At 71.2% G+C, this 8645-nt stretch carries 6 protein-coding genes and 3 pseudogenes; 4 read left to right on the top strand and 5 right to left on the bottom strand.

All coding sequences use genetic code 11. The features are described from left to right. The 4 genes from ABZ937_RS42490 to ABZ937_RS42505 form a co-directional block, all read left to right on the top strand. Nucleotides 1–1214, top strand: a 1214-nt coding sequence (locus ABZ937_RS42490) for an acyl-CoA dehydrogenase family protein (protein ID WP_361700989.1), incomplete at its 5' end; no start/stop codon positions are given. A gap of 128 nt (nucleotides 1215–1342) precedes the next feature. Beyond that, on the top strand, nucleotides 1343–2515 hold the full coding sequence (locus ABZ937_RS42495) for an acyl-CoA dehydrogenase family protein (protein WP_361700992.1): 1173 nt from the start codon (nucleotides 1343–1345) through the stop codon (nucleotides 2513–2515). Nucleotides 2516–2628: 113 nt separating this feature from the next. After that, on the top strand, nucleotides 2629–3534 hold the full coding sequence (locus ABZ937_RS42500; RefSeq protein WP_361700994.1) for a 3-hydroxybutyryl-CoA dehydrogenase: 906 nt from the start codon (nucleotides 2629–2631) through the stop codon (nucleotides 3532–3534). 47 nt (nucleotides 3535–3581) lie between these two features. Further along, nucleotides 3582–4193, top strand: coding sequence for a TetR/AcrR family transcriptional regulator (locus ABZ937_RS42505; RefSeq protein ID WP_361700997.1), 612 nt, complete (start codon nucleotides 3582–3584; stop codon nucleotides 4191–4193). Between the two features lie 33 nt (nucleotides 4194–4226). On the opposite strand, the gene ABZ937_RS42510 is transcribed toward ABZ937_RS42505, so the two are convergent. The 5 genes and pseudogenes from ABZ937_RS42510 to ABZ937_RS42530 form a co-directional block, all read right to left on the bottom strand. Continuing rightward, nucleotides 4227–4892 (bottom strand): DUF5825 family protein, encoded by a 666-nt coding sequence (locus ABZ937_RS42510; RefSeq protein WP_361700999.1) that lies wholly within the window; start codon nucleotides 4890–4892, stop codon nucleotides 4227–4229. A 182-nt stretch (nucleotides 4893–5074) separates the two neighbouring features. Then, nucleotides 5075–6762, bottom strand: a pseudogene (locus ABZ937_RS42515) (RiPP maturation radical SAM C-methyltransferase). After that, nucleotides 6647–8074 carry an alpha/beta fold hydrolase gene (locus ABZ937_RS42520; RefSeq protein ID WP_361701002.1) on the bottom strand — a complete coding sequence of 476 codons (1428 nt, stop codon included), beginning with the start codon at nucleotides 8072–8074 and terminating at the stop codon, nucleotides 6647–6649. The pseudogene ABZ937_RS42515 and the gene ABZ937_RS42520 overlap by 116 nt, the downstream one beginning before the upstream one ends. Before the next feature lie 57 nt (nucleotides 8075–8131). Next, nucleotides 8132–8275: pseudogene (locus ABZ937_RS42525) on the bottom strand (IS5/IS1182 family transposase); the annotation flags it as partial. Nucleotides 8276–8278: 3 nt separating this feature from the next. Beyond that, nucleotides 8279–8383, bottom strand: a pseudogene (locus tag ABZ937_RS42530) (IS5/IS1182 family transposase); the annotation flags it as partial. Nucleotides 8384–8645 lie beyond the last annotated feature (262 nt).

Genomic DNA, 8645 nt, shown 5'->3' on the forward strand with positions numbered 1-8645 from the left:
CCCCGCCCCCGCACGCCCTACCCCCGACCGAAGAGGCCCCCATGGACATGCGCTACACCCCCGAACAGGCCGACCTGAAGCGCCGTGCCGCCGACTACGCACGCCTGCTCATGCGCTACGAGGACCAGTCCGAGCAGGCCGGCGGTCCCCTGCCGCAGCAGCTCGTCACCGAACTGACCCGGGCCGCCATGGACGCCGGCGTCTACGCCATCAACATGCCCGCCGAGTGGGGCGGAGCCGGCCTCAGCCTCCTCGACCAGGTCATCGTGGAGGAGGAGTTCGGCAAGGTCACCAACTGCCTCTGGGACATCCCCTGGCGGCCTGCCAACGTCCTCGCCCACGGCGACGAGCGGCAACGCGAGAAGTACCTGATGCCCGTGATCCGTGGGGAGAGGTTCGACGCGTTCGCCGTCACCGAGCCGGGCGCCGGCTCGGACCCGTCCTCCGGAACCTCCACCGCCACCCGCACCGACGGCGGCTGGCTGCTCAACGGGGAGAAGTGGTTCGTCACCTGCGGCGACATCGCCGACTTCCTGCTGGTGCAGGCGGACGCCGGACCGGACCGGCTGCCCACGCTGTTCTTCGTGGACAAGAACGCGCCCGGGGTCGAGATGACGCGGGTGCCGCGCTTCATGCACTCCGCCGTCAACGGGCACCCCGAATTCACCTTCACCGACGTCTTCGTGGCCGACGAGGACGTCCTCGGCGGCGTCGGCAACGGCTACGAGCTGACCAAGGAGTGGTTCACCGACGAACGCCTGATGATCGCGGCCCGCACGGTCGGCGCGGCCGAGCGCGCCCTGCGGCTGGCCCGTGACTGGGCGGTGGAGCGGGAGCAGTTCGGGGCGCCGATCGCGTCGTACCAGCTGATCCAGGGCATGCTCGCCGACTGTGCCGTCGACATCGCGGTCAACCGGGCCTACACCCACCAGGTCGCCTGGGAGGCCGACCAGCCGGGCACCGACCGCAAGACGCTGCACGCCAAGGCCTCCACCGCCAAGCTCGCCGCCAGCGAGGCCGCCGGCCGGGTCGCCGACCGCTGTCTGCAGATCTTCGGCGGCCGCGGCTACGACCGCACCTATCCCGTCGAGCGCATGTACCGCGAGCTGCGCGTCGACCGGATCTGGGAGGGCACCTCCGAGATCCAGCGGCTCATCATCGCCAACGAGCTGATCAAGCGCGGCACCCACGCCCTGGCCCTGCCCACGCACTGAGCCCGCCCAAGCCCCCGGCATCCGCCGCCGCACGGCATCCGCCCACGCACGGAATCCGCCCAACCTCCTGGCACCCGCCCACACCCTGAAACCGCCCACCCCCCGACCACCGCACAGCGAGGACATCCATGGACTTCCGCCTCACCCAGCGCCAGGCGCAGCTCAAGGCCGACGCACGCGCCCTCACCGACGTCATCGCCGCCTACGAGATCCAGTGCGAGGAGAACAACGGCCTCCCCGCGAGCGCCCACGCCAAGATTCGCGACGCCGTCCTGGACGCGGGGCTCCAGGCCGTCAACATGCCGGCCGAATGGGGCGGCGCCGGACTCACCATCGCCGAGCAGGTCACCGTGCAGGAGGAACTGGGACGGCTCACCGGCGCCCTGTGGGACATGGTGTGGCGCCCCGCCAACGCGCTCCGCTTCTGCACCCCCGAGCAGCGCGAGCGTTTCCTCGTCCCGGTCATCAAGGGCGAGCGACGCGACTGCTACGCCGTCACCGAGCCGGGCGCGGGCTCCGACCCACAGAACCTGGCCACCACGGCCACCAGGAACGACCACGGCTGGGTGCTCAACGGCGAGAAGTGGTTCGTGACGGTCGGCGACCACGCCGACTTCATGATCGTGCTCGCGGCGGCGGGCCCGGACCGCGCGCCCACGCTGTTCCTCGTCGACAAGGACACCCCCGGCATCGAGATGACGCGGGTGCCGCGCTTCATGCACACCTTCGTCTACGAGCACCCCGAGTTCACCTTCACCGACGTCCAGGTGGGGGAGGACGCCGTGCTCGGCGGCATCGGCGAGGGCTACGACATCACGCGCTCCTGGTTCACCGAGGAGCGGCTGATGATCGCGGCACGCACCACCGGGGCGGCCGAACGGGCCCTGGAGCTGGCCCGTGACTGGGCCGTGGAGCGGGAGCAGTTCGGGGCGCCGATCGCGTCGTACCAGCTGATCCAGGGCATGCTCGCCGACTGTGCCGTCGACATCGCGGTCAACCGGGCCTACACCCACCAGGTCGCCTGGGAGATCGACCAGGCCTCGGCCGACGACCGCAAGACCCTGCACGCCAAGGCCGCCATCGCCAAGCTCTCGGCGAGCGAGGCCTCGGGCCGGGTGATCGACCGCTGCCTGCAGATCCACGGCGGCCGCGGCTACGACCGCGCGTACGCCGTCGAGCGGCTCTACCGGGAACTGCGCGTGGACCGCATCTGGGAGGGCACGTCCGAGATCCAGCGGCTGATCATCGCAGGCGAGCTGGTCAAGCGGGGCACGGGGGTTCTTGACCTGCCCGTCGCATGACGCGCTCCTCCCAGGGCCGGGGCCGCTGCGCGCCCCGGCCGGCGGGCCGGCCCCGGCCGACGGGACAGGGAGCGGCGCCGAGACCGAGAACCATCCATGGGAGAGGAAGAGGCATGACCGACATCGAGCGCGTCGGGGTCGTCGGCTGCGGCCTGATGGGCGCCGGCATCGCCGAGGTCTGCGCACGCGCCGACGTGCCGGTCACGATCGTCGAACGCGATGCCGAAGCGGCCCGGGCCGGCCTGCGGCGCATCACCCGCTCGCTCGACCGGGCCACGGCGCACGGCAGGCTCGACGCCGAACGACGCGAGGCCGCCGCGGCCAGGATCGCCGTCGCCGACCAGATCGAGGCCCTGCACGACCACGACCTGGTGATCGAGGCGGTACCGGAGGACGAGCGCCTCAAACTCGACGTCTTCACCCGCCTCGACTCCGTGATCACCGGCGACCGGACCATCCTCGCGACCAACACCTCCTCCATCCCGGTCATCCGGCTCGCCACCGCGACCACCCGCCCCGACCGCGTCGTCGGCGTGCACTTCTTCAACCCCGTCCCGGTCCTGCGGCTCGTGGAACTCGTCCCCTCGCTGCTGACCTCGCCCGCGACCACGGCACGGGCGGAGACCTTCGTGACAGGCGTCCTCGGCAAGGAGGTCGTCCGGACCCGGGACAAGGCCGGATTCGTCGTCAACGCTCTGCTCGTCCCCTACCTTCTGGCCGCCGTCCGCATGCTGGAGTCGGGCGCCGCGACGGCCGAGGACATCGACCGCGGCATGGTCCTCGGTTGTGCGCACCCGCTGGGCCCGCTGGCCCTGACGGACCTGATCGGCCTGGACACCACCCGCGCCATCGCCGAGTCTTTGTACGCCGAGTTCCGCGAACCGCACTACTCACCGCCACCCCTGCTCTCCCGGATGGTGGAGGCCGGCCTGCTGGGCCGGAAGTCCGGACGGGGCTTCCACGTGTACGACGGACCGCCACCGCAGCCCGAGGCCGCGACACCGGCGAGGCCGCAATGAGGGAAAATGGTCATGGCGTACGACCATCGAGCGAGGGGAGCCGCAGCGTGACCACGAAGGTGCGCACGGCAGACACACGCGAGCGCATCCTGACCGCGGCGTGCGAGGTCATCGCCGAGATCGGCTTCGAGAAGATCCGGATGCGCATGGTCGCCGAGCGGGCCGGCGTGTCCACGGCGCTGCTGCACTACCACTTCGACACGCGCGAGAAACTCTTCACCGAGGCGATGACCCACTCCTTCGCCAACACCGCCGTCGGCCTCGAACGCGACGCGGAGACCGCGCCGGCGGCGGTCATCCTGGCCCGCATCCTGCGCAGCCTGCTGCCGACCGATCCCGAACTGCGGCAGGACTGGCGACTGTGGCAGGAACTGTGGGCCCGCGCCCTGCGCGACGAGACCACCCGGACCTTCGCCGTCGACCTGTACGCGCAGCTGCACGCCTGGGTGGCCGAAGCGGTACGGCGTGGCATCGCCTCCGGCGAGTTCACACCGACCGACGTCGACGACCTCAGCACCCTCGTCCTGTCCCTGAGCGACGGCTACGGCATCCGCCTCATGCTCCGCGACCCGACCGTCACCCTGGACAGCGCCCTCACCTCCATCTGGCGCCAGGTGTCAACCGCGTTGGGACTCCCGGACTCGATGCCGACGGAGTGACCCGACTCTGGGGAGATCCACCTCGACGTAGACCTACACGGCCACCGCCTCCTGGAGCCAGCGGGTGACGCGGTACGGCAGCCACCAGGCGAGGTCGTCCGCTCGCAGGACCAGGTGTTCGGCGTCGAGTTCTTCGAGGATGTCGGCGGGGACGTCCTTCGTGGGGGTGCCCCGGTCGAGTCGGGCGACGGCCGCCGGACAACGGGGGTCGTCCGCGGTGAACCGGCGCAGATCGCCCCAGCGGCGATCCCGGATCTGGAGGAAGCCGGGCCCCTGACGCCAGATCAGTTTGCAGGGAAAGTGGCGGGTGCGCCAGGCGTGCAGGGCGGTGTCGGCGTCGGGGTCGGCGAGGCCTGTGAGGGTGCGGGGCGGCTGCAGGTGGGACAGCACCTTCCACAGGTGGTCGGCCCGGGCCGGGGGCAGGCGCAGATCCCAGTCGACCTGTACGGCGCGTGCCGTCAGGTCGCGGATCAGACAGAGCCGGTCGATCGCCGCCCGCGCGGCGGCCGTCCCGGTCAGGGCGAGGTCGACCGGCGCGTCGAGTTCGGCGCGCCGCGTGCCCATGGCCCACAGTCGTTCGGCGTCGCCGGCATCCGCGCTGAGCGGGACGCGGCCCAGGGACATGCCCGGCAGCGTGCGGGCCTGGGAGTCGTGGTCGCGCCAGGCCTGGACGGCCGGGCTCGGTGTGCTGGGTGGCATGGCCGGTCCTTGTCGTTAGCGGAGGGGCGGAGCGGGGCGGCAGGTGTGGAGGAGCAGAGGGGTGCCCGGAGACCGGCGGACGCGGGGCTCATGGGTCGGCGGACACCGGAGACCGGCGGCTGCGGGGCTGGTGGGACGGCGGAGCCAGAGGCCAGAGGCCAGCGGCTGGGAGGCGCGGTGGGTCAGGGGAGGGCCGGTGTGTTGTGGGCCGACCGGACGGGTTCCTCGGTCTTGTCGGCTCGGTCGGCCTCTTCGGCGGTGGGCCGGGCATGCACGTGACGCATGTAGTCCAGGCGCAGCAGGTCCTGGTTGACGGAGGCGGGCGCGACGTGGACGTACTGGCCCGCGTCGGTGAAGGTCACGCCCAGGTCCGTCCAGTCGTCCAGCAGGGCCTGCACGTCCCCGGGGGTGCGGTCGGCGAAGGCGGGCGCCGAGGTCGCCTTGCAGTGCGGGGCGGCGGGGGAGTGCGGCTGGTCCAGAAACCGGAAGAGCGCGAGGGCGAACGGGTCGGTCAGGCGCAGGGTCCGCCAGCCGAAGGAGTGCCGCCGGCTGACCAGGACGATCTCGTCCCCCAGGTCGGTGTGGGTGAGCCGCGCGTCGGTGTGGTGCTTCTTCCCCGCGGTGACGGCGTCGTTCAGCCGGGTCACCGTGTCCTTGCCGATGCCGCGTTCGGGTGTCTGAAAGACGTAGGCCAGGTCGTGCAGTTCCTCCTCGGGCAGGTCGTACGTGAACAGGTAGTGCTCCTCCGGGCGCAGTCCGGTGAAGCCCAGTTCGGGCCGGTTGAAGCAGGGGCTGAAGCGCTCGATGGCGATCCGGTGTCCATGAGGTCCAGCACCCTGCTTTTGAGGCTCTCGATGCCCGGCTGGACGTAGATGAGCCCGGCTTCGGCGAGGACCTGGAGCTGCGGGCGGCGCATGTTCCCCTTGATCTCGATGTGCATGCGCAGGTCGTAGCCGCTGTCGATGATCCGGGGCAGCACGGTGAACAGGTACCGCATGGCGAGGATGTTGTCGACGACGTACATGTCCAGGACGCGGTGCCGCTCCGCCAGGTCCATGATCTCCTGGTGGAAGGTGTCGGGGCTCTTGCTGCGGAACTGCATGAACGAGCCGTTCAGACCGCAGAACGTGCAGTGGTCCTTCTCGCTCCACCAGCAGCCGCGGGCCCCTCGACCACCAGTTTCGGCTCCACCCAGTTGCCGGCGACGGACCCGGCGAGGCGCTCGCAGTAGCCGCTGTAGTCGGGCGGCAGGGTCGCCGCGGGAGGCAGCGGACCGGTCGGCATGGGGTTGGCGGTGGAGACGGTGCCGGTGCCGCCGGCACGATGGCACAGTCCCGGGATCTCGGCGAACGCGGCCGCCCCCGATCCGTCCCGCAGCGCGTCGAGCAGCCGCGGGAAGGCGTCCTCGCCCTCACCGCGCACGACGTAGTCGACGAAGGGGAAGTTGCGGTGGACGGCCGCGCCCTGCTCGGCGTCGCAGTTGGCGCCGCCCATCACCGTCACGATGTGCGGGGCGAGCCGCTTGATGTGCGGGGCCGCGGCCAGCACGGCGGTGTTCCGCTGGAACGTGGACGTCAGCCCCACGACATCGGGCGCGAGGTCGACCACCCGCCGAGCGGGCCCGGCGCAGCCTGCCGGTCACCACCTCGGTGAACTCGGCGTCCTTCCAGTGCGGAGCGTCGTACAGCGCGCTGGAGAACACCCAGTCCCCGCAACAGAGGAAGTACGACGACAGCGCGTAGTACTCGTAGTCCTCAGCGGAGAACTCGGTGCGCCGGGTGATCCAGTCGGTGAACTCCAGGTTGGCGTGCAGTACCTCGCAGGTCGCGCCCGCGACGCGCTCGTCGACACTGCGTTTGAGGATGCCCAGGGCCAGGGAGGGCAGGTCGATGGGCGACCAGGGCATGTTGAGCAGGAGAACGCGCACGGTCGGCTCCTTGAGGGACGGCGTGGAAGACGGGCGGGAGGAACCGGGGAGCCCGGCCGGGCCGTGGCTCACTCCTCGTCGTCACCGCCCTCGTCCGCGTCGCGGAACGGGATGGTGATGGTGATGCCGATGTCCGGCTTGCGGTTCTCCTCGTCGCCCGCGAGCGGGTCGTTGTGGATGATGTCCTTCTGCACGGTGTTCCTCCTTCGGTGAGTGGGATGGTGCTGTGCACGCCCGGTCCCGCTGTGTCCTCAGCGAGGCCGGGGTCCTCCCGCGGATGCCGGGGGACGTACGGGGCCCGGAGCGCTGGGTCGGGCAACTGGTCGCGCAGGAACCGCAGGGCGCGGCGCAGGACGGCGACATGCGCCGCGCCGTCGTAGCCGTCGTGCCCGGTGTCGAGCCGTATGGCCTCGTGCGGTACGTCGGCGGCGGCCAGCGCGGCGAGGTAGGTACGGATCTGCCCGAGCGGGCACTTGGTGTCACGGGTCGCGCCGACCACGAGGAGCGGTGCCGTGGCCGTGGCCGCGTAGGTGAGGGGTGAACTGGCGGCGTAACGTTCCGGCCCCTCGTCCGGAGTGCCGCCGAACAGCCGGACGTCCAGGGCCCGCAGCGCCGACGTGGTGGCCCCGTGCGCCGCGGCCCAGTCGGCCACCGGCTTGACGGCGATCCCGGCCTGCCACAGTCCGGGGCGGGTGCCGAGGGCGAGCAGCACCAGGTAGGCGCCCCAGGACACACCCCACAGGGTGCTCGCGGCACCGTCGACCAGGCCCCGGGCCACAAGCTCGGCCCGTACCGCGGCCAGGTCGTCGACCTGGGTGTGGCCGACTCCCGAGGGGAACGCATGCCGCCAGCGCGGCCCGCACCTGGTGGAGCCGCGGTAGTTGACGCGGACCACCGCGTAGCCGGAGGCCACGAGCGAGTGCACCGTGGCGTCGTAGGCGTCCCGGTCGTGGTCGGCCGGTCCGCCGTGCACCAGGAACACGGCGGGCGGCGGTGTGCTGCTGCCGGTCGGCTCCGGAAGGCTCAGCAGGGTGTGCACGCGTCCTGAGTCCGTGGGCGTCCACAGGTCGGTGTGCCGGCCGGGGACCACGGTCCGGGGGCCGGGCGGCGGCAGGGCGATGCCCTCCGGCGCGCTGTCCTCCCGGGTGATGCCGTCCCGGGTGTGCGGGACGGGCGGATGAGCGCTGTCGGACCACAGATCGTCGACCGCTCCACCGGCTCGGGGCGCCGCGTCCAGCACGCTGCCGGAGGGCATGGGCACGACTGTCCGCCGCCGCGTGTCGAGATCCGCCCGGTGCAACAGTGAGCTTCTTCAGCGTTGTCGCTCCAGGGTGTGGAGAGCTTTCGTGATGGGCGTCATGCGGTTTGGACTGCATCGGGATCTGCGGAAGGTCCGCCATGCTTTCAGACGCGCGACGCCGCGCTCGACCGGTGCCCGTGCCGTGGCCAGAGCCCGGCGCGGCCCGTCGCCACCGCGCTCCCGCACCACCTTCAGCAACCGCTCGAACTGCTTCATCCGCAGCCCCGTGAACGTCTCCACCCACAACAGATCAGCACTCAACACCCCACGCGTACAAGGGAAATGCCCTGATCACGGCCTTCTGCAACACGCTTTAGACGTCGTTTCTTATGGCGTGATGGTTCGTTGAACCGTGCATGACGTATCTGGTTGAGCGGTTGATGCCGGACGAGTTATGGGTGCTGTTCCGGCAGGTGGTGCCGCCAACGAAGCGGCGACCCTCCCGGTCGCGGGCGCCGAGGTGGCGCTGGACCTCTCCGGCACGATCGACGTGGCCGCGGAGCGCAAGCGCCTCGCGAAGGACCTG

The sequence above is a fragment of the Streptomyces sp. NPDC046727 genome (assembly GCF_040645635.1).
Lineage (GTDB): Bacteria > Actinomycetota > Actinomycetes > Streptomycetales > Streptomycetaceae > Streptomyces.

What these genes read in the sequence shown, in the direction of transcription:
- ABZ937_RS42495 (WP_361700992.1), top strand. Translation starts at nt 1,343, where the DNA reads ATGGACTTCCGCCTCACCCAGCGCCAGGCGCAGCTCAAGGCCGACGCA.
- ABZ937_RS42500 (WP_361700994.1), top strand. Translation starts at nt 2,629, where the DNA reads ATGACCGACATCGAGCGCGTCGGGGTCGTCGGCTGCGGCCTGATGGGC.
- ABZ937_RS42510 (WP_361700999.1), bottom strand. Translation starts at nt 4,892, where the DNA reads ATGCCACCCAGCACACCGAGCCCGGCCGTCCAGGCCTGGCGCGACCAC.
- ABZ937_RS42520 (WP_361701002.1), bottom strand. Translation starts at nt 8,074, where the DNA reads ATGCCCTCCGGCAGCGTGCTGGACGCGGCGCCCCGAGCCGGTGGAGCG.